The sequence below is a fragment of the Collinsella sp. AM12-1 genome, assembly GCF_003472325.1.
Classification (GTDB): Bacteria; Actinomycetota; Coriobacteriia; order Coriobacteriales; family Coriobacteriaceae; genus Collinsella.
In genome coordinates, this window is sequence record NZ_QRLS01000024.1 from 1 (window position 1) to 20,930 (window position 20,930).

At 60.3% G+C, this 20,930-nt stretch carries 18 protein-coding genes and 1 tRNA gene; 1 reads left to right on the forward strand and 18 read right to left on the reverse strand.

Translation table 11 applies throughout. The annotated features are described in order from the left end of the window. On the forward strand, nt 1-1,060 hold a 1,060-nt coding region (locus DW136_RS09045; RefSeq protein ID WP_147351654.1), incomplete at its 5' end, for a HipA domain-containing protein. Nucleotides 1,061-1,187: 127 nt separating this feature from the next. Here the strand turns inward: DW136_RS09045 and DW136_RS09050 are convergent. The 18 genes from DW136_RS09050 to asnB all read right to left on the reverse strand — a co-directional run bounded on the left by DW136_RS09050 (nt 1,188) and on the right by asnB (nt 20,764). After that, entirely contained in the window at nt 1,188-2,645 is a 1,458-nt protein-coding gene (locus DW136_RS09050) for an aminoacyl-histidine dipeptidase (RefSeq protein ID WP_117716885.1), read from the reverse strand. 148 nt (nt 2,646-2,793) lie between these two features. After that, nucleotides 2,794-3,315, reverse strand: a complete 522-nt coding sequence (locus DW136_RS09055) for a PIN domain-containing protein (protein WP_118289465.1) — start codon at nt 3,313-3,315, stop codon at nt 2,794-2,796. After that, on the reverse strand, nt 3,285-3,671 hold the full coding sequence (locus tag DW136_RS09060) for a type II toxin-antitoxin system RelB/DinJ family antitoxin (RefSeq protein WP_118289466.1): 387 nt from the start codon (nt 3,669-3,671) through the stop codon (nt 3,285-3,287). The genes DW136_RS09055 and DW136_RS09060 overlap by 31 nt, the downstream gene beginning before the upstream one ends. 124 nt (nt 3,672-3,795) lie before the next feature. Next, nucleotides 3,796-6,438 (reverse strand): ATP-dependent Clp protease ATP-binding subunit, encoded by a 2,643-nt coding sequence (locus DW136_RS09065; RefSeq protein ID WP_117583115.1) that lies wholly within the window; start codon nt 6,436-6,438, stop codon nt 3,796-3,798. A gap of 299 nt (nt 6,439-6,737) precedes the next feature. Next, nucleotides 6,738-8,306: a threonine/serine exporter ThrE family protein gene (locus tag DW136_RS09070; protein ID WP_199580227.1), complete on the reverse strand. Its 1,569-nt coding sequence runs from the start codon at nt 8,304-8,306 to the stop codon at nt 6,738-6,740. Between the two features lie 418 nt (nt 8,307-8,724). After that, on the reverse strand, nt 8,725-10,689 hold the full coding sequence (gene lysS, locus DW136_RS09075; protein WP_117583116.1) for a lysine--tRNA ligase: 1,965 nt from the start codon (nt 10,687-10,689) through the stop codon (nt 8,725-8,727). Nucleotides 10,690-10,768: 79 nt separating this feature from the next. Further along, nucleotides 10,769-11,239 carry a transcription elongation factor GreA gene (greA, locus tag DW136_RS09080; protein ID WP_006234960.1) on the reverse strand — a complete coding sequence of 157 codons (471 nt, stop codon included), beginning with the start codon at nt 11,237-11,239 and terminating at the stop codon, nt 10,769-10,771. A 106-nt stretch (nt 11,240-11,345) separates the two neighbouring features. Beyond that, complete coding sequence (tatA, locus tag DW136_RS09085; protein WP_022094895.1) at nt 11,346-11,621, reverse strand: twin-arginine translocase TatA/TatE family subunit; 276 nt, start codon at nt 11,619-11,621, stop codon at nt 11,346-11,348. A 112-nt stretch (nt 11,622-11,733) separates the two neighbouring features. Further along, nucleotides 11,734-11,810: transfer RNA gene (locus DW136_RS09090), tRNA-Pro, on the reverse strand. Nucleotides 11,811-11,859: 49 nt separating this feature from the next. After that, nucleotides 11,860-12,756 (reverse strand): 4-(cytidine 5'-diphospho)-2-C-methyl-D-erythritol kinase, encoded by an 897-nt coding sequence (gene ispE, locus DW136_RS09095; RefSeq protein ID WP_117583117.1) that lies wholly within the window; start codon nt 12,754-12,756, stop codon nt 11,860-11,862. Nucleotides 12,757-12,758: 2 nt separating this feature from the next. After that, nucleotides 12,759-13,055 carry a Veg family protein gene (locus tag DW136_RS09100; protein WP_006234957.1) on the reverse strand — a complete coding sequence of 99 codons (297 nt, stop codon included), beginning with the start codon at nt 13,053-13,055 and terminating at the stop codon, nt 12,759-12,761. 183 nt (nt 13,056-13,238) lie between these two features. Further along, nucleotides 13,239-13,685, reverse strand: coding sequence for a D-aminoacyl-tRNA deacylase (dtd, locus tag DW136_RS09105; protein ID WP_118289467.1), 447 nt, complete (start codon nt 13,683-13,685; stop codon nt 13,239-13,241). 3 nt (nt 13,686-13,688) lie between these two features. Then, on the reverse strand, nt 13,689-14,330 hold the full coding sequence (rdgB, locus tag DW136_RS09110) for an RdgB/HAM1 family non-canonical purine NTP pyrophosphatase (RefSeq protein ID WP_089572533.1): 642 nt from the start codon (nt 14,328-14,330) through the stop codon (nt 13,689-13,691). 143 nt (nt 14,331-14,473) lie between these two features. Continuing rightward, entirely contained in the window at nt 14,474-15,199 is a 726-nt protein-coding gene (gene rph, locus DW136_RS09115; RefSeq protein WP_117563804.1) for a ribonuclease PH, read from the reverse strand. Between the two features lie 54 nt (nt 15,200-15,253). Next, nucleotides 15,254-16,138 (reverse strand): glutamate racemase, encoded by an 885-nt coding sequence (murI, locus tag DW136_RS09120; protein ID WP_117583118.1) that lies wholly within the window; start codon nt 16,136-16,138, stop codon nt 15,254-15,256. A gap of 51 nt (nt 16,139-16,189) precedes the next feature. Continuing rightward, nucleotides 16,190-17,101: an HAD family hydrolase gene (locus DW136_RS09125; protein ID WP_117583119.1), complete on the reverse strand. Its 912-nt coding sequence runs from the start codon at nt 17,099-17,101 to the stop codon at nt 16,190-16,192. Nucleotides 17,102-17,208: 107 nt separating this feature from the next. Further along, nucleotides 17,209-18,771, reverse strand: a complete 1,563-nt coding sequence (locus tag DW136_RS09130) for a Mur ligase family protein (protein ID WP_117583120.1) — start codon at nt 18,769-18,771, stop codon at nt 17,209-17,211. Nucleotides 18,772-18,883: 112 nt separating this feature from the next. After that, nucleotides 18,884-20,764: an asparagine synthase (glutamine-hydrolyzing) gene (gene asnB, locus DW136_RS09135; protein ID WP_117563808.1), complete on the reverse strand. Its 1,881-nt coding sequence runs from the start codon at nt 20,762-20,764 to the stop codon at nt 18,884-18,886. Nucleotides 20,765-20,930: the final 166 nt, after the last annotated feature.

Consider the following 20,930-nt stretch of genomic DNA (forward strand, 5'->3'; position numbering starts at 1 on the left):
TATGCGGTTGTCAATTTGCGAAAGAAATTATGCGTCACCTCCGGGCGGAGTGCAGTTTTATGCCGAAGAAGATGCCGACGCCGTCCTGCATCGCGCTGGCGATTACCGCCCTATAGACGACCACGAAATTGCTCTCCGCCTCAAGTCGATCAGAGATGACCGCGATGCATCGTGGATGGGTCTAGATGAAAGTTGGTCACTTGGAGGCAACCAGGGCAAGTTCGCGCTCGCGTTCATTAACGGCCGCTGGTGCGAATGCATGGGCTCCTCGCCCACGACGCATATTTTCAAAAATGGCGTTAACGGATTTAAACTCGAGGCTCTCAATGAGTTTGTCTGCATGAAAAGCGCCCAGCGAGCCGGTATCGCAACGGCAAACGTCGAATATCGTATGTTTGAGGACGAACCTACCCTCATTGTTGAGCGCTATGACCGCGTGAAAGTCGAAGACGGAACGATCAGGCGCCTACATCAAGAAGACCTCTGTCAGGCACTTGGGGTGATGCCCGCCCAAAAGTACACGGCAGACGGCGGCCCGACCACACGCGACATTCAAGAGCTCCTCGTAACTACGAGCCACCATCAACTTAACCTGCATCTGTTTACGCAGATACTGTTCTTCAACGCCATTATCGGCGCACCGGATGCGCATGCGAAAAACTATTCCCTGCTCCTTGGAAACGACGGCGCAGCCATGATGGCTCGAATGTACGATGTCGCTTCGGGCTTGGCGTATGAGAGCATGCGACGTCGGGCACGCCTTGCTATGAGCGTTGGCGGCGAAAATCGTGTGGGGCGCATCGGTCCAGGTGCTATCCGCCGATACCACGGTATGGGCGACCCCGCGCTGGAGACGGCGCTCACCGATGCCGGGCTATCCGAGAAGTTTTGCTTTGCGACCATGATGGACCTCGCCTACGAGGTACCCATTTGCATGGAAGAGGTCATGGACGAATACGCCGACCTGCCCGGCATGGCGGACCTGCGCGATCATATGCTCGGCCCCGTCCGCGAAAACTGCCAGCGAACCCTCGACCTCATCAGGGCGGATATGGGCTAGACGCCAATCAATTTCCCATTTCTTAAAAGAAGAGAGGGGACACCTGTCGCAAAAGACCGGGTACCCCCTCTCGTAATGTCATTTGCAATCCGCTAGCACGTGGCTCGGACTGCTGCTAGCGCAACCTTTACGCAGCGAGACGCTTGAGGACGTCGATGAGCAGCTCGTAGAAGCGCTCGGCAGAAGCGAGTTCCATGCTCTCGTCCGGGGTGTGGACATCGGAGAGCGTCGGGCCCACGGCGATGGCGTCCAGGCCGTGCAGGGCCTCGGCAAACAGGCCGCACTCAAGGCCGGCGTGAATGGACTCGATGCGCAGCTCGGAGCCAAAGAGCTCGCGATAGCTCTCGACAAAGACGTCGCGGACCGGCGAATGCTCGGCATAGCTCCAGCCGGGATACTCGAACTCAAACTTGGCGTCGAAGCCCAAGACATCGGCCAACGTCTGCAGGCGGTCCTTGAACTCGTTCTGTAGCGAGGTGATCGAGGAGCGCGGGGACAGCATGATCTTGACCTGGTCGTCAGAGGTGGCGACCACGCCGATGTTGGAGGAAACCTCGACGGAGCCGTCGGTGGCGACGTTGCGGCGAATCACGCCGTTAGGGGCAAGACGCAGAGCGCGGATGAGGGCAAGCGCGGACTTCTGGTCCATGGCCTCGACCTCGGCGTCGTCGGCAATCTCGACGGTGCAGGTAAAGCCGGGGTCGAAGACCTCGAGCTCGGCAGTGACGTCGGCAATGATATCCTTTGCGATCTGGGCCGCGGCCTCGGCGGCAGCGTGGTCGGCGTAAACCAGCTCGGCCTTGCACTCACGGTTGATGGCGTTGTCCTTAGTGCCGCCGTTGAAGCTGACGATGGCGGGCTCGCCGGCGACCATCAGGCGGTCGATGATGCGGGCCATGATGAGGTTGCCGTTGCCGCGCTCCAGGTGGATATCGCTGCCGGAGTGACCGCCCAGAAGGCCGGAGATGTCGAGCGTGAGGGTGCTACCGGTCTTGTGCTCGCGCGCGATCGGGCAGGTGTAGGTAACGACGACGCCGCCGGCGCAGCTGACGGTGGCAACGCCCTCTTCCTCGGAGTCAAGGTTAATCATGGTGCGGGCGCTAATCTGGGACTTGTCGAGCGTCTCGGCGCCGACCAGGCCAGTCTCCTCGTCGGTGGTGAACACACACTCGAGAGCCGGATGGGCAATCGAATCATCGTTGAGCACGGTAAGCATAAGCGCGACGGCGATACCGTTGTCGGCGCCCAGAGTGGTGCCGTTAGCGGTGAGGACGCCGTCCTTGACGACCAGGTCGATACCGTCGGTCGTAAAGTCGTGCTCAACGGAACCCAACTTGTCGCACACCATATCGATGTGGCCCTGCAGCATCACGGTCGGGGCATTCTCGGCACCGGCAGATGCGGGCTTGCGAATGATGACGTTGTAGACCTCGTCCTGATACACATCGAAGCCGCGCTCCTTGGCAAACGCAACCAGGAAATCGCTGATGCCCTTCTCGTTGCCAGACCCACGGGGGATTGCGCTGACCTCCTCAAAGAAATGGAACAGCTGGGCGGGCTCGTAGCCGGTAATCTTGTAGTCCATGGTGCCTCCTTGGCGCAACTGGTTAGACAGTAAGACATGCGTCTTGTATATTCCCAGACTTTGCGTGCATAAACCAGTCGAAAACGCCGAGCGCCCTTGCATCATCGGCTAACGGCGGGGAAACGCCACTTTATTAAGATAAAGCAGGCTAGACGGGCCGTGCCGAAGGGGCGTTGGACCCTTCAACCAACCTCAACGCCTGTTGAACATTAATGCATACACCATTGGTATGTTTAATAAGATTCTTGTCCTCCGTCACAACGTAATCGGCATCAATGCGATTGGCGACGCCCAGCATCAGGTCGTCCTCAAAGTCATTGTGGTGGTACTTGAACACAAAGGAGTCGAAGACCTCGTCTGCACCGACCGGGGCGATGAGGGCTAGCTCGCGCATCTGTCGAACGCATGCCCAAGCCGTTTCGTCTGCCGCCGCAATGGCGTTAGCGCTCAGTGAGCCAGTCTTTCTTCGGCACTCCTGCTTGATTGCCGCCGAGACAAGATATGACACGTCTTTGACCGAAAGCGACGAGGCAAACAGGGCAATCCGCTCCGAGGCGTCGGCAATCTCGATCAGATGGACGACATTTGCCGTACGGTCGGACCTGCCAGAAAAATAATCCATCCATACGTTGGTATCGATTAACAGCTTGAGGACGCCTTCTGTGCCCATAGTTCCACCCACTCGGGATAGCGCTCCGCCATGGCCTCCTCATAGAGGTCGTCATAGTCTCCCGAGAACTCAGGGATGGGGATGCCGTATTTGAGGCACGAATCGCGAACGATATGGCTGCCTTGCGCGGCCCTTGACTCCATGCGCCGGGGCTCCACTCCGTCAGAAACCGGAGCCGCCGCGTCTCCCTTCGAGGGCATGCGTCCGTTAACGACCAGATACTCCCAAAGTGTCCGAACGGCTTGTGACGGCGTCATGCCAATATGAGTCAGGACGGCGTCTCCCGCCTCTTTGAGCTGGCGATCTATACGCACGTTCATCTGAACTGGCCGCGTGTCGAGTATTGACGTAGGCATATCAGCTCCTTTGCTATACTAAATCTCGATTTTAGTATAGCACGGCAGATTGAAGCGCATTTCAATAGAAATGAGGGCGCTTCCTTATCGGAAACGCCCCCGTTATACAAGGTATGTTTAATCCCTACAGCGCACCAGAGCCGGCTTGCATCATACCGCCGGGGCCCGAGGTCACGCCGCCGCTCACGGGCGCGGCGTTGCCGGTGTGCGGTGCCGCCGGGGCGGTATCGCCACCGAGCGTGCCCGCCGGACGCGGTGCCGGGATCTCGCCCGTGCCATGGCTAAAGACAAACTTGCCATCGGCCACGTCGCACAGGACGGTATCGCCCTCACCCCACTCGCCGGCCAGAAGCTCCTCGGACAGCGGGTCCTCGATGAGCTTTTGAATAGCACGGCGCAGCGGACGCGCACCGTTGGTGAGGTCGGTGCCCTCGGCCACGATCTTGTCATAGGCCGCATCGGTGAGCTTGATGTTCATGCCGTTGGCAATCAGGCGCTGGCGCAGATCGTCCACCAGCAGGTGAGCGATCTTGGTCAGGTTCTCGCCCGAGAGCTTCTGGAACACCACGATGTCGTCGATGCGGTTGAGCAGCTCGGGGCGGAACAGGCGCTTGAGCTCGCCCATCGCGCGGCCGCGGATCTCACTCGACGTGAGACCCTGCTCGCCGGTGGTGCCAAAGCCCACGCTCGCATCCTGCGCAATCTCGCGGGCGCCCACGTTGGACGTCATGATGATCACGGTATTGCGGAAGTCGACCGTCTTGCCCTGGCTATCAGTCAGGCGGCCCTCCTCCAGCACCTGCAGCAGGATGTTGAAGATGTCGGGGTGCGCCTTCTCGATCTCGTCGAACAGCACGACCGAATACGGGTGACGACGAACGGCCTTGGTAAGCTGACCGCCCTCGTCGTGACCCACGTAACCCGGAGGGCTACCGATAAGCTTGGAGACCTCGAACTCGCTGCCGAACTCCGACATGTCGAAGCTGATGAGCGCGTCCTTGCTGCCAAAGAGGTACTCGGCGAGCGTCTTGGCGAGCTCGGTCTTGCCTGTGCCGGTGGGGCCCAGGAAGATAAAGCTGCCGCCGGGGCGACGCGGGTCCTTGAGCGGCGAGCGGCTGCGGCGCACGGCCTTGGCGACGGCCTCGACGGCCTCGTCCTGGCCGATAATGCGGGTCTTGAGCACGCTTTCGGTCTGCAGCAGGCGACGGCTCTCGCTCTCGGTGAGCGAGGAAACCGGCACGCCAGAGGTCACGGACACGATGTCGGCAATCTGACTCACGTCGATGGTGAGCGGGCTGGCGTCGAGCTCGGCGGTCCAGGCGGCCTTGGCTTCGGCGAGTTCAATCTCGGCGGCCTTCTGCTGCTCGGTGATCTCGGCGGCCTTGTTCATGTCGTCGCTCTCGGTAGCCTCCTGTGCGGCAGCCTTGAGTTCCTCGATGCGATGCTCGGCCTCGCGCACCGGCTCGGGTGCGCGATTCGCGGCGATGCGAGCACGGGCACCGGCCTCGTCAATGAGGTCGATGGCCTTATCGGGCAGGAAGCGATCCTGAATGTAGCGGTTGGAGAGGTTCGCAGCGGCCTCGATGGCACCCTGCGTGTAACGCACGTGGTGGTGCTCCTCGTAGCGCGGCTTGAGCGCAGTCAGGATCTTGACCGTGTCCTCGACGCTCGGCTCCTCGACATCGATGGTCTGGAAGCGACGCTCGAAGGCTGGGTCCTTGGTGAGGTACTTGCGGAATTCCTCGGCCGTGGTGGCGCCGATAATCTGGAAGGCACCACGCGCGAGCACGGGCTTGAGCATGGAGCTTGCATCGATGGATCCCTCGGCAGAACCGGCACCGATGATGGTGTGCATCTCGTCGATAAACAGAATGACGTCGTCGGCCTCGGTCGCCTCCTGGATCACGTTCTTGAGGCGCTCCTCAAACTCACCGCGATACTTGGCGCCCGCGACAAGACCCGGCAGGTCAAGCGTCCAGATGTTCTGGTTCATAAGGTTCTCGGGCACATTGCCGGCAGCGATCTGCCGTGCCAGGCCCTCGACGATGGCCGTCTTGCCCACGCCGGGGTCGCCCAGGATAAGTGGGTTGTTCTTGGTGCGGCGCGAAAGAATTTCCATCATACGCTGGACTTCCTTTTCGCGACCAATTACAGGGTCGAGCTCGCCGTCGCGCGCCTTCTGCGTGAGGTTGGTCGCGAACTGCTTAAGCGTATCGGTGCCACTCCCCTTTTGCTGAGAGGCATCCGAGCCGCTAAAGAACGGCAGGCCCGCACCGGGACGACCAGCACCGGCGCCGGCGAGCGGACGCTTCTTGTCCTGGTCCTTGGCGGTGAGTTTCTCGATAGCCTTTTTGATGGAGGCGGACGACACACCCAAGCGCATGAGGATGTCCATGGCCATGCCGTTGCCCTCTTCGACGATGCCGATCAGCAAGTGCTCGGTCGACACGTAGGTCTGGTTGTTCTCACGCGCCACGCGGAATGAACGCTCCATCACGCTAATGACGAGCGGCGTAAAGGCGAGCTTAGCGGCCTCGGTCTCCTCACTGGGCTCGGGAACCGTGGTCTGGACCTCTTTGAGAGTATCCATGATGTCATCGTAGGAGATGTCGAGCGAACGCAGTGCCTCGGCGGCAATGCCCTCGTCCTCCTTGGCAAGCGCGAGCAGCAGGTGCTCGGTACCCACCTTATTTGAATGAAGATCGAGCGCCTCTTGCTTGGCCATGGACATGACCTTGCGCGCGCGATCGGTAAAACGGTCTAACATGCTAGTTCCTCTTAGACGAGCTAGTTTTTTCAAACGCAAAGCGCCGCCCCGCGGCAGCGCTTTGGTCTCTTTACCCATATGGAGTATATGTTAACCGTTGGGACCTTTCCTGCCCGTAGCCGCGCGACAACGTCTACAAAAAAGGAATCGCCAGGTGCTTCTGCATCGGCCCAACGAGCGTGGATTTTCGGACACCCATTCCATGAACGTGGATAATCTCCCGTTTTGAGCCCGTAAACAGGCCAAAAACGGGAGATTATCCACGTTCATGTTATGCGGATCAGTTTCACTTGCGCCAATTAGCTGGTGTGGCGCCAGCGAGGGTCGGTGAGTGTACGCGCCACGCCCAGGCCAACGGGCAGAAACGCCACGATGAGCACTGCACGCACAAACCAGCCGAGCATATTGACCGTGTCGAAGGTGCACATGTAATACATCGAGCGATACAGATACAAGCCCGGCACCATAATGACAATCGATGGCACCGTGAGGGCGATACGTGGGTAGGTGAGCCTGATTTCTGCCAGGCTTGCCAGCAAACCCGATACGAGCGCCCCGATAAATGCAGCCGCCTCGGGAGGCATTCCCGCGCTGAGGCCCAGGAAGGGAAGCATCGTCGGCCCATCGACAAGGGTCAGACGAAGGGTATTGGACACGGCGCCGATCAGCCCAGCTGCCGTGGCCATCTTTACCGGGCTGTTGAACATCACTGAGAAGCCGAATACGCCAACGAAGCTCATTACCACGCGCAAGAGCGTAAGGGCAAGCGGCGAAAGGCCGAGCGGCGCAAAGTCGTCCGGCGCCAGGCCAACACACTCGGCAACCATCCAACCTACGAGCGTCGCCATCACAATAATCGACACAGCATACGAAAGACGCTCAATGCCGCTTCGCATGTCGAGCTTAGCGATGTCGAGGCCTGCCGTAATGAGGGGAAAGCCGGGAATCACAAAGAGCATGGCGCCGATATAGCCTTCTTGGTGCGACATTGCCCCCGGTACGACCTGGCCAAGGCCGAGCAATGCCAGCAGATACGAAACGCAAGCGAGCGCAACGCCAATCGTCAGCGCGCTAAACTGGCCAAGACCCTGCTTGAGAATATGAGAGCGAGCAAAGTTGCCAACACCAGCGCCTACGAATGCGCAGGCCATCTCGATAGGGCCGCCGCCGAGCAAAAAGACGAAGGCGCCGCAAGCACAAGCTGCCGCAAGGCCCTGTTGCCAGGGAGAGTAATCGGGTTTTGAACTCTCAACGGTCTTGAGCATCTCGTGGTATTCGTGCACGGTAAACCGGCGCCCATACGTCTCGATTTCCTTTAGGAAGCTCTCCATCATCCAAATGCGATGGGTATTGACTCCCGTTGTGGGCAGGCTGACAACCTCGTTAAAGCAGTGGCCATCTTCGATGCAGGTGCACTCAAACGACAGAAGACTTAAGTCAACGTGGACGGTGACACCGAGTACGGCGGCAACGCGATTCATGGTATCGCGTACACGCCAGGCACCCGTTCCGCTCGCGAGCATAAGCATACCGGTGCGGCAGATGATGGATGACTTATCGGTGAGCGGCGCATCGACGGCAAGCTCATCGCCCGCCGTCACGATCTGGCGCCAGTCGGTTTTCATATGGAGGGCGCCGGCACGGACACCGTGGTGCAAAGAGATTCTCGAAAGCAGCGGGTCGGGGCGCGAAGGCTGTGGGGGTTCCGTCGATTCATTCTCAACCTCATCAGCCCCTTCACCCACTAGGTCAAATGAGTCAAGCGATGCCGGCTCGCGACGGTCGATCGGCTCCTCGTCCTCATCATCAAAATAGTTGAACTGATTGAGCATGTCCTCTTCGATTGCACGATCGCTCGCGTCGTCCATACAGACGCTCCCTTCCTACCGACTAACCCCCATCCTAGGCAGCGACGGCTAAAGGAAACATAAAAGAGACGACTGTCATGCACGGAAGGCGTAAACCCCCAATGCACCGGTAGACCCCAGGCGGCTAGGACCGTCCCCAAGTGCCGGCACAAGAGGAACGTCCCTAAGTGCCAACCAGGGCAACGCCGCAGGTAGAGGACGGACAGCGAAAGCCCGCCAGAGCGAGCAAGGTGCCTTCAAGCAAAATGGCGCCGCAGGTTGAGCATAAGTCAGCGAGCGGGTCGCATTTGAGGCAAGGTGGCGTGAAACGAAAGGGCGCTGACCTTCTGGTCGCGCCCTTGAAGTTGAACGTCAGATTGCCCAAATGCGGCCCGCGCAGCGTCGAGCCGTTACGCGGTTCGTAGAACCGCGTAACTAGTTAGTACATCTTTGCGCCGGCAGGGATGGAAGCGTCGAGCTGAATCAGGTTGAGGCGCTCCTCGCCCTCCTCCTCGTGGATGGCGCTGATGAGCATGCCACAGCTGGGGATGCCCATCATCTTGCGCGGAGGCAGGTTGGTGATGGCGAGCAGGGTCTTGCCGACCAGGTCCTCGGGCTCGTAATAATCGTGAATGCCGGAGAGGATGGTGCGGTCGGTGCCGGTGCCGTCATCGAGCGTAAAGTTCAGCAGCTTCTTGGACTTCTTGACGGCCTCGCATGCCTTGACCTTCACGGCGCGGAAGTCGCTCTTGGAGAAGGTATCAAAGTCGACGAACTCCTCAAACAGCGGCTCAACGGCAATCTTGGAATAATCAACCGTGGGCTTAAGCGGCTTGACGAAGGGGCTCGCGGCGTTGCCGGCCTCGGCGGCCTTGGCAGCAGCGGCACCGGACTGGAAACCCTTCTCGGGCTTCATGTGCGGGAACAGCAGCACGTCGCGGATGGAAGCCTGGTTGGTGAGCAGCATGACCACGCGGTCGATACCGATGCCGATGCCGCCCGCGGGAGGCATACCGTACTCGAGGGCACGCACGTAATCCTCATCGTACTCCATGGCCTCATCGTCGCCGCCGGCCTTCTCGGCCATCTGGGCAGCGAAGCGCTCGGCCTGGTCGACCGGGTCGTTGAGCTCGGAGAACGCGTTCGCGTACTCGTGACCGGCGATGACCAGCTCAAAGCGATGGGTCAGGCGCGGATCATGCTCAAAGCGCTTGGCAAGCGGGCTAACCTCGATGGGGTAATCGCACACGAAGGTGGGGTTGACGATGGTGTCCTCGCCCAGCTCGTCATAGATCTCGGCGATAATCTTGCCGGCGGTCCACTCGGGCTTAATCTCCAGGCCCTTCTCGCGCGCGGCGGCAGCAAGCTCCTCGACCGGCGTGTCGATGGTGACCTGCTTGCCGAGCACGTCGGAAACGATGTCGGTCATGGGACGGCTGGCCCACTCACCAGAAAGGTCGATGGTCTGGCCCTGGTACTCGATGACCTCGGGGTTGCCGATGGCCTTGTTAGCCGCCTTAATGACACCCTGGGCGAGCGCCTTCATGCCCTCGAGGTCGGAGAAGGCACGATAGGCCTCCATCGTGGTGAACTCGGGGTTGTGGGTAAGGTCCATGCCCTCGTTACGGAAGATACGGCCGATCTCGAACACGCGCTCAAAACCGCCGACGATGCAGCGCTTGAGGTGCAGCTCGGTAGCAATGCGCAGGTAGCACTCCTGATCGAGCGCGTTGAAGTGCGTGATGAACGGCTTGGCAGTAGCGCCGCCCTGGATGGTCTGCAGGATGGGGGTCTCGACCTCCATGTAGCCGTCGGACTCCATAAAGCGACGGAAGGTGGAGAGAATCTGCGAACGCTTACGGAACGTCTCGCGAACGTCGTCGTTGGCGATCAGGTCAACATAGCGCTGGCGATAGCGGGTCTCCTTGTCGGAAAGACCGTGGAACTTCTCGGGCAGCGGACGAACGGCCTTGGCAAGCAGGGTCGCGCTCTTAGGGGCAACGGAAAGCTGGCCGCGCTGGGTGCGCACAACCACGCCGGTCACGCCCAGGATGTCGCCCAGGTCGAGGGACTTGAGCGTATTCCAGGCAGCCTCGTCCATGTCGTTGATGCGGCAGAACAGCTGAATCTCGGCAGTCGCATCGCGTACGACGATGAACATGATCTTGCCCTGACCGCGCTTGGCGACCACACGGCCGGCGATCTTCACGACGTCCTCGGTGTCCTCGCCATCGGCAAGCTCGGCGTACTTAGCCTCGATATCGGCAACGTAGTCCTCAAGCTCAGAGTGCTCGGGATAGGGGTTCTGGCCCGCCTCGAACAGGGCGGCGCGCTTGGCCAGGCGGGTGGCGCGCTCGTCGTTGAGCGTCGATGCCTGATCTGCGGCGTTCTGGTTCTCTGCCATAAGTTAACTCCTCAAACTAAAACGCTCCCCAGGATTCGGTCCCAGGGAGCGAAAACATACCTTTACGCGGGACCGTGGTCTAGCGTGCAATCTTGGCGATGGTGTAGACGCGAGTCTTGCCGGAAGGCGTAACGACCTCGACGGAGTCGCCCTCGCCGTGACCGATGATGGCGTGACCGACCGGAGACTCGTTGGAAATCTTGTGCTCGAGCGAGTTGGTCTCGGTGGTACCGACGAGCGTGACTTCCATGACCTCACCGTTGGGATCAATCAGAGAAACGGTGGAACCGATGGAGACGGTCAGATCACCTGTGGTGGCAGCAACCTGAGCGTTGGCAAGGATGGCCTGGATCTCGGCAATACGAGCGGCGTTCTGGGCCTGCTTGTCCTTAGCGGCGTCGTACTCGGAGTTCTCCGAAAGGTCGCCGAACGCGCGGGCTTCCTTGATGTCCTCGACGATCTCCTTGGCGTAATCGCCCTCACGCCAAGCGAGCTCCTCGACGAGCTTCTGGCGGCCCTCAGCGGTCAGTACGATCTGGCTTGCGTCCATACGGATATCTCCCCAACTCTGATCAAACAATCAACTGTCAACAAAACGAAAAAGACCGGCTAGCCTGCGGGCAAGCCGGTCAGGTGCTCACCCCAAAGGGATGGGACTACTCTGCGTCCGCGTCGCTGTCCTCTGCCTGCTTCTTCTTGGCAGCAGCGAGCTTGGCCTCGAGCTCAGCGATCTCCTTGTCCTCCTCGGACTGCTCGACCACGACCTCCTCGGCCTGCTTGGTCTCGGCCTTATCGTCGCCCTCCATACCCTCGCGGATATTCTTGACGGTAGAGCCGAGGGACTTGCCGAGCTTCGGCAGGTTCTTGGGCCCGAAGATAATCAGGACAACGACGAGAATAATGATGAGCTCAGGAGCCCTCAGTCCAAACATGTAGACCTCCACAATACAGCGAGACAAGCTCGAATGAGTATACCGCGGGTATCGCGGTATCACAACAATAGCTAAAAAAAGGGACCGCAAGAAGCGGTCCCTCCTCATGCTCTGGTCGGGTTGACTGGATTTGAACCAGCGACCCCTGCGTCCCGAACGCAGTGCTCTACCAAACTGAGCCACAACCCGTTAGCTCGACTATAGTAACAAAGATTTCCGTCGCGTGCTAGAGAAATTTTTACTTCTTTGGCACTTCGATGCGAACCGTGTTGGGAATGAGCTCCGTCGCGCAGGACCACCAGCCGTTTTGCAGGGCAGCGTCGGCAAGCCTTTCGACCGTGGCGGCGGTGTCGCAAATGGCAAACGAGCAGGCGCCCGATCCACACACATCTACAGCAACCGTGCCGTCCTGTTTACGCAGCCAATCGAGAACCGTTTGAATCTGCGGCTCCATCTGTGCGGAAATGACGCCCAGGTTGTTATGGATGAGTGCATATGCCGTCTCGGCATCACCGGCACGCAAGGCAGAAGCTATCGCGCCGGGCTTGTCCGCAGGCACCGGGGCCTCGTCAAAACGTCGATAGGCTTCAATTGTCGAAACGCTTGCCTCGCGCGGCTTGACCAACACGACGGGTGTTGCGGGCAGCACGGGATACTCAGTTGCCAGCACGTCTCCCCCACCTACGTAGAACGAAGGGCTCGCGTGCAAAAAGAACGGGACGTCAGCACCAATGCCCCGCGCAATGTCGTCGAGCGCGGGGTCGGAGCGATCAATTCCCCAGAGCTCCGCCAAGGCGACAATGACCGCGGCCGCATCCGTCGAGGGACCGCCCAAGCCGGCGCACAATGGAATGCGCTTCTCAATCGTCACGCAGATGCTTGCCTCGCGACCATAATGCTCGGCCATAGCAACCGCAGCCCGATACGCCGTATTCTTTTGCATGGGAAAATCTGATGCCGGAACCGTCTGGACGGTCAGCGCCTGTGCCGGCGTAACCGTCACGGTATCGGAAAGACCGACAGCTGCCATCAGGGAATCGACCCTGTGGTAGCCGCGGTCATCGCGCTCGGTATGAACCCCCAAGTAGAGGTTAATCTTTGCCGGCGCGGAAAGAGTCAGGGACCGATCGGTCACCGCTAGTGCTCCTCGAGCTGATTGCCGAGCGGGGTAAAGATATGCTCGCCGCTCTCGGGGTCGAACAGCTCGACCTGACCGGTGAGGACATCGATATACTGGTAGGACTGACGCGACTTGCGCCCGCGACGTTCGTCAACCTCGACGATAAAGACGGCGGGGTGGACGCTCTTGATGGTGCCCATGCGCTCGACGACGCGGGTGCGGCCCATGTTGGCCTTCACCTTAACGCGATCGCCCACCATATCGGTCAGCTTCTCGTGGATGTCGTCGACGTGATTGACTTCCATCTCTTCCATGAACAGGGCCTCCAGAAGGTGCAATTCAAAAAGGGGATAATACCCCTAAGATAGACAAAACTCTAATACTATAGCACCCTGCTGCCGCCATACGCAAGTAGCTAAATAAACCCCGTCCCAAATACGTACCAGACGACAACCTCGCATGACCAGTTGTTACGCGGTTTGGTAAAACCGCGTAACCTAAAGGTTGTCCGTGTCCAAGACGATGGTGAATGGGCCGTCGTTGACCAAGTCGACTTTCATATCGGCGCCAAAGATGCCGTGCGCCACGTGTTCGACATCTTGGCGAACGAGCGTCAGGAAGTACTCGTAGAGCTCGTTGGCGACATCGGGGGCGCCGGCATCCGTAAACGATGGGCGGCGGCCGTGACGGCAATCGGCGAACAGCGTGAACTGCGACACTACGAGAGCCTCGCCGTCGACATCGGCAAGTGCCAGGTTGGTCTTGCCGTTCTCGTCCTCGTTAATGCGCAAGCCCCGGAGCTTGCCCCACAGTTTATCGGCCTCGGCGCGCGTGTCGCCGTGGCCCACGCCCAGCAGCACCAGATAGCCGCGCCCAATTTTACCCACGCACTCGCCGTCGACCGTCACGCCGGCGTTGAGTACGCGCTGCACCACCGCACGCACGGCTTACTCCTCGCCCGTCAGTTTGGCGGACAGATGCTCGAGCGCATGGAATCGATGGCTGATGGCGTTCTTCTCGTCCGCCGTCAGCTCGGCCATGGTCTTGCCCGGCGTGTCGACCGGCAGGAACAGTGGGTCGTAGCCAAAGCCATGATCGCCGCGGCCCTCGTGTGCGATAGCGCCCTCGCAGGCGCCCTCGCCATAAGTGACCAGGCCGTCCGTGTCGATAAGCGCGACGACGCTCATAAAACGCGCGGTGCGGTCCTCGTCGGCCACGCCTTCCAGGTTAACGAGCAGCTTGGCGTTGTTGGCGGCATCGTCGCCATGCACGCCCGCATAGCGCGCGCTATACACGCCCGGCTCGCCGTCCAGGGCATCAACGACCAAGCCAGAATCGTCGGCAATGGCCATAAGGCCCGTCTCCTCGACCGCAGCCTGCGCCTTGATGATGGCGTTCTCCAAAAACGTCGTGCCGTTTTCCTCGGGGTCCTCAAAATCGCCCAGCTGGCCGAGCGCCACAAAGCGCACCTCGGGCATGACCTTGCCCAAAATGGCCTCGATCTCGGTGAGCTTATGAGCGTTTCCGGTTGCCACGACGATGGTCGCCGCCGGGTCGAGGGTGTCGATGTCGATCTTCTCAAGTGCCATGAGTGGTCTCCTTGTCTCTATAGCAATGCCGCGCCGAGGGCGACGAGGGCCTCCGCCTCTCCCCTCTCAATCAACGGCAGTCTTATGCTTCGACGTTTTCCCAGATATAACCTGCCAAAATAAACCTGTCCCTTTTTGGCAGGTTAGGCGATGGCTTGGCGCTGAAGCTCGATGAGCTCGGCGATGCCTTTGTCGCCCAAGTCGAGCAGGGCGTTGAGGCGCTTACGGTCAAAGGGCGCCTGCTCGCCAGTGCCCTGGAGCTCGATCATCTCACCGGTGTCGGTGGCAACGAGGTTCATGTCGACTTCGGCATGGCTGTCCTCGGAATAATCGAGGTCAAGCAGCGTATTGCCGTCGACAACGCCCATGGAGATTGCAGCCACCTGGCCGGTAAGCGGGATGCGCTCGATCTTGCCCGCCTCGACCCACATGGCGAGGGCGTCGTGCAGCGCCACCCAGGCGCCGGTGATGCTCGCTGTACGCGTGCCGCCATCGGCCTGAATCACATCGCAGTCGACGGTGACGGTGTACTCGCCGAGCGCCTTCATGTTGACGACGGTACGCAGGCTGCGGCCAATGAGGCGCTCGATCTCCATGGAGCGGCCCTTGCGGTTGGCGTGCTCGCGCTTGCAGCGCTTGCCGGTCGACGTCGGCAGCATGGCGTATTCCGCGGTCACCCAGCCGGCCTTAGCTCCCTTTCGCCAGCCCGGCACGCCCTCCTCGATAGTGGCGGCGCACAGCACGCGCGTGTCGCCGAACTCGGCCAGGCACGAACCGTGGGCGTGCTTCATGACGCCACGGGTGAGCTTAACGGGACGCAACTCGTTGGCGGCGCGGCCGTTGGCGCGGTTGACCTGCATGTACTCCATAGAAAGATCCTTTCGGCAAAAAATGTGGCGAAGGCTTTGGCGGCGGCCTTACATCTATTTCAGCTCATCGATATCGATATGCTCAATGCTCTTGAGCGGCTGACCAAAGATAAAGCTGCCCGCCACCGCAAACTCGGCAATGTTATCGGCCGTCGTGGCAAAACGATGCTGCGGCTCGGCGGCGTCGCCCGCCAGCTGCTCGCGGCGCGTGAGGATATCGGTCAGCTCGCGCGTGGTCTCCTCGGCGGAACTCACGACGCGCACCCCAGGCCCCAGCGCATGACGGATAGGTCCCACCAACAGCGGAAAATGCGTACAGCCGAGCACCACGGTATCGATACCGTGGTCGCGCAGCGGCTCAACCGTGGCACCCACCAGCGCACGCACGGCAGGCGTATCGAAGATGTCCTCGTTCTCAAGCCACTGTTCCTGCAGATGTGCACCCGAGGCGAGCTCGTGTTCGACAACCTCGACAAAGCTCGAGGCGGGGCAGCCGTATACGTCGACGCCGGCATCCAGATCCTGGATGGCGCGCGTGTAGGCGCCCGAGCGAATGGTGAGGTTGGTGGCGAGCACGCCCACCCGGCGCGTGCGAGTGCTGTTGATTGCCGCGCGTGCGCCCGGTGCGATCACACCGATGACGGGAACGTCGAGCACCTGCTGGGCCAGACGCAAGGCCGCAGCGGTCGCCGTGTTGCAGGCGATGACCATAATCTTGACGTCGTGCTTCGACAGCCAACGGCCCGCCTGCAACGCAAACGAGCGCACCTCATCCTCGGTGCGCGTGCCGTAGGGGCAGCGTTTTGTGTCGCCGAAGTAGTAGACGGACTCGTGCGGCAGCGCCGTCGCGATGGCGCGCGCAACCGTCAGACCACCAAGACCCGAGTCGAATACGCCAATAGGGCGCGTGTCCCCGGCCAGATTCTTGATATCGGACATTACCTCACCAGTCTCTCTCGAAAAGACATGTCCAAGTGCGGCGACGCCGCGCTACGAACGCGCCGCGACCAGCAGCTCTGCCGTCGCCGCCCAACCGTCGACAATTTTGCCGCGCGTAACGAAAGCGTTCTCGCAAGCAGCCAGGAACTCGGGCGCGCCGGCGCTCGTCAGGCCATTCTCGACCAGGCAGAACGTGCCCACGTGATCGGCCATGTAGAAGTCGGACTCGGAATCGCCGAGCGCCAACGTCTCCTCGCGCTCGATCCCCAGGTGCTCGCAGAAGCGCGCGATGGCAATGCCCTTGTTGAGGCCGGCGGGATTGATGTTAAACGCGCGACCGTCCTCGACGCGATCGAGCTCGAGCGTCGTCGGCTTGGACAGATGCGTCAGGTGACCGTTACAGGCCCACACCAGGCCGCAGCCGGCCTCGTCCAGGATGGCCTGGACCTCATTGTCGGGCACATCGCCGCGCATGCCGACGGTGACCTCGCGGTACTTGTAGCCGGTCGACATGTCGTTGTGATACTCGATCTTGTGCGGCCAGCGGGCAAGAATCTTCTCGCACACGCCGGTCTGCTCGATCACCTGGTGCGGAGTAAGGCCGCAGGCGGGGTCGTAAGGCATGTCGCCAGTCAGATACTCCCAATCGTTGGCTTTGAGGTCGTACATGACCAGGCCGCCCATCTCACCAATGTAGGAGTTGAGGCCGAGCACGCGCGCGTCCTCGTGGATCATGGTACGGTTGCGGCCCGAGGTGGGAACCACCTGAATGCCAACGCGAGCGAGCGCCACGACGGCCTCGACGAGTTTGGTCGAAGGGTTGCCGTCGTTGTCGCGCAGCACGCACGAGCCGGGCGCGAGCATCGTGGCATCCAGGTCGGTAAAGACGTACTTGACCTTGGCCAAGCGCTCGCGCATCTCGCCCGAAAGCTCGGCAACGGTCGGCAAGGTGTTGTGGGACATGGTTACTCCGTTTACGTAGAAGGGTTTGGACTTGGACGGCATGTTTTGATTGAGGGAACACGCTTATGGCGACAGCGCACTCAGGGCGCCGCCGCCATCATGGTTCATTAGTCAAACTGGGTAACATCGATCAGGCAATTGGCCAACGAAAGGTCGCTCTCGATGGGCACGAACTCGTCACCCACGTGCATGAGCTCCTCGTCACCCTTTGCCAGCAGCAAGACAATAGTGGGAACATCGGGGTTAACGTACTCCTCGCGCGCCGCCTTGAACGCCGCATGCACAGCGGCTTCGCGATCGAGGATGATCTTGTTCGGCGTATCGTCGGGAACATGTTCGGCAAGCTCGCGACAGACCTTCATCGGGTCCTCGTGAGCCGGGTCCTCGTTGGCAAAGATCATCAGGTCGGAATATGGTGCGGCCTCGCGCGGAAGCTGCTCGCGGCGCTCCTGCGCCTTGCCGCCGGCAGCGCCAAATACTGCGATGACCGGGCTGGCGGGAAACGCGCGCTTGACCGACGAGAAAAGCGACCGGAACGAAAGCTGGTTGTGAGCGTAGTCAACGACGCAGATCACGCGGCCGTCCTTCGACTCCACGACCTCCATACGGCCCGGCACACGCAGTTTGGAGAGGCCCTTCTTGATAGCCTCGATACCGATGCCGATCTCGCGCGCAGCGGCGATAGCGACCAGCGCGTTTTCCACGTTAAAGTCGCCCGCGATGCCCAGCAGGACCTTCTCCCCCGCCTCGGACTCGTCGGCACACAGGCCATGCAGGTTAAACTCGATGTTAAAGCCGACCATGCGCACATCGCTCGCCCACAGGCTTGCCTCGGGATGCTCGACGCCAACGGTCACCAAGCGCTCGGCCGTCGACGCTGCCTCCAACACACGGTCAACCTCTTCGGTGCCCAGGTTCACCACGGCGGTCTTTGCCTGGTCAAAGATCCTGAGTTTGCTCTCAAAATAATCCTCAAACGTGGGGTGTTCGATCGGCGAGATGTGGTCACGCCCGATGTTGAGGAAGCACGCCACGTCAAACGGCAGATTCTCGACGCGTTGGTACTTGAGCGCCTGGCTCGAGACCTCCATGACCATGGACTGGCGACCGGACTCACGGCAGTTGGCGATATGGCGCCAGACCTCGGGGGCCTCTGGCGTGGTATTGGTGCTCTCGTAGCACTCGATGCCATCGTCGGTACTCACCGAGCCGATCATGCCGCAGGACTCGCCCGCCGCTTTAATAATCGACTGGAGCATAAAAGCGGCCGTGGTCTTTCCCTTGGTACCGGTGATGCCCACGATCTTGACGTCGTGGTCGGGACGGTCGTAGACCTCCGGCGGCAACAGGGCCATGGCCGTGCGAACGCTATCAACAACCAGCATCGCAGCACCGCTCTCCTGCGCCAGCGGCTCCAGAGACTCGACCAGCGACTCCTCGCACACAAATGCGACGGCGCCCGCATCGAGCGCCATGCTCAAAAACGCGGGCTTAAAGGCAGCACCTTTGCAAAAGAACACGTCACCTGCCGAGACCGCGCGCGAATCAAACGAGCAGCCGGTCACGGCACGCTCGTCAACCTGCTCTGATGCGCGCAGCTCACCGCACACATCGAGAAGCTTGGCAAGCGTATCGACCGTGGTCACGGTCGCGGAATCCGAATGGTGCATCTTTCACCTTTCTCAGCCATTTGGCAGGGACGGTTTTTATAGTAACTGAAACGCACCCACGCAAAAACGGCTCCCGGAGGAGCCGTTACGCGCAGGCGTTCGTAAGCCGAGGCTAGGCAGCCTGAACAGCGGGCTGGTCCTCGTCGATAAAGAAGCGCTTGTACCACACCAGGAACACGAGCGGCGTATAGATCTTGCGCTGGAAATCGCCCTTGCCCGCAAAGTGCAGATCGAGCAGGTGCATGAGCTCGTCGGTATCGAAGAACTCGCTTGCCCACGGCGCGGTGAAGTACTCCTTGACATAGTCGTACCACTTTTGCTCGCGCAGCCAGTAGACAATCGGCACCGGGAAGCCCACCTTGGGACGGGTGGCCCACTCATCGGGCAGCGACTTGTTGGCAGCGTGGCGGAGTACCTGTTTGTTGCCGTTCTCGTTGATGCGGTAGCGGTCGGGAATATGCTCGGCGAACTCCATGACTTTGCGGTCCAGGAAGGGCACGCGCAGCTCCAGCGAGTGCGCCATGCACATCTTGTCGGCCTTGAGCAGAATGTCGCCCGGGAGCCACATGTTCATGTCCAGGTACTGCTTCTTGACCAGCTCGGGCTGACCTTTCACGCGCGCATAGATGGGAGCGGCAAGCTCGAAGGCGCCATCGCCGGTGTTGTACTCGGGCTTGAGCACGCCGTCGACCTCGCGCTCCGGCCATACCAGAGCCTGTCCCAGGAACGACTTCTCGGGGATCTCGGCACCCTTGACCAGGAAGTTATGTCCCTTGAAGTACGGCATATGCAGCGCCAGGTTACCGAGCGCGCGACGGATGGGCAGCGGCACCATCTTTTTGTACTTGCGGACTGGGACCGTGTCCTCGTAGTAGGCGTAGCCGCCAAAGAGTTCGTCGGCGCCTTCGCCCGAAAGCACGACGGTGACGTCCTTGCGGGCCATCTCGGCCAAGAACCACAGCGGCACGGAAGACAGGTTGGACTGCGGCTCGTCCATGTGATACTGGATGTCCTCGAGCGCACCGAAGAACTCGTCGGCGGTTATCATCTTGCGGACATTCTCGACGCCGAGCTTGTCAGAAAGTTCCTTGGCGTAGTTGGTCTCGTTGAAGTTCTTGTAGTCAAAGCCCACCGAGAAGGTCTTGTCGGGCATGAGGCAAGCGGCGATGTAGCTGGAGTCGACGCCGCCGGAGAGGAACGACGCGACCTTGACGTCGGCGATGCGATGGGCCTCGACGCTCTCGTGCACGACCTCGTCCAGCTCGTCGACGTACTCCTCGAACGGCTTCTCGACGGCAGAGTAATCGCAATCCCAGTAGCGCTCGATGTTCATCTTGCCGGTCGGAATATCGACGGTAAAGTAGTGCGCCGGCGGCAGCTTGTAGACACCCTCGAAGAAGGTCTCCTCAGTCGCCGAATACTGCAGCGTCATGTACGGACGCAGGGCCTTTTTGTTGACCGCCTTGTGGAAGTGCGGGTAGTCCAGGAAGCTCTTGATCTCGGAACCAAAGAGCACGCCCGGAGCGCCGTCGCCCGCATCGGCCATGGGATAGTAGTAGAGCGGCTTGATGCCAAAGATATCACGGGCGCCAAAAAGCTTGTTCTTCTTCTTGTCCCAGATGACGAAGGCGTACATACCGCGCAAGCGATCGAGTACTGCCTCGCCCCACTCCTCGTAGCCGTGCAGAAGGCTCTCGGTGTCGGCGCCGCAGTGGAACTTGTAGCCCTTGGCCTCGAGCTCGGAACGGAGTTCTTGGAAGTTGTAGATCTCGCCGTTGAAGACAATGACGACGCTACCGTCCTCGTTGGCCATAGGTTGGGCGCCAGCCTCGGTCAGGTCGAGGATCGACAAGCGGCGGAAGCCGAGGGCAACGCGGCCGTCGATAAACTGACCGCCCATGTCGGGACCACGATGGACGATGCGGTCCATCATCTTGGTGAGCACCTCGGATTGGTTATCCGTCCCACCGACAAAACCGACAAAACCGCACATATACTATCCCCTCTGCTGTTGCTGGGCATCAAATCGAATCAGTAGCTTTTGAGTATACCCGAGGGCGTAAAGAGGGGCGGAATGTTCAGGCAATCTCAACTGAATCAGCTCCGCTGTGACACGCGGGTTGATTTTCAATCTCAACGCAACAGCCTGAACGGGTCCC